The organism is Bacillus sp. SIMBA_031 (assembly GCF_046535225.1).
Classification (GTDB): domain Bacteria; phylum Bacillota; class Bacilli; order Bacillales; family Bacillaceae; genus Bacillus; species Bacillus velezensis.
In genome coordinates this window covers 1-257 of sequence record NZ_JAWRXC010000427.1, presented here as the reverse complement: position 1 = coordinate 257, position 257 = coordinate 1, and the positions used below count along the sequence as shown (strand labels likewise).

Sequence of the window (257 nt, the reverse complement as noted above, 5' to 3'; positions counted from 1 at the left end):
CGGCAACAATTTCTTCCATTTCACCGGTGGGTAGACGGTGCCCTGCGACATTAATCAAATCATCGGTGCGCCCCATAATAAAGAGGTAGCCATCGTGATCAATATAACCGCCATCACCAGATAAATAGTAGCCCTCATATTCAGCCAAATAACCAGCCTTAAAACGAGCCGTATTTTGCCAAATTGTCGGTAAGCATCCCGGTGGTAAAGGCCGCTTTATAACAACCGCGCCTTGTTCATTCGGAGCACATCCATCC

The 257-nt window shown here is 47.5% G+C and carries 1 pseudogene; it reads right to left on the bottom strand.

What is annotated here, in order from left to right:
* A pseudogene (prpE, locus tag SB724_RS20900) lies at positions 1-257 on the bottom strand (propionyl-CoA synthetase); the annotation flags it as partial.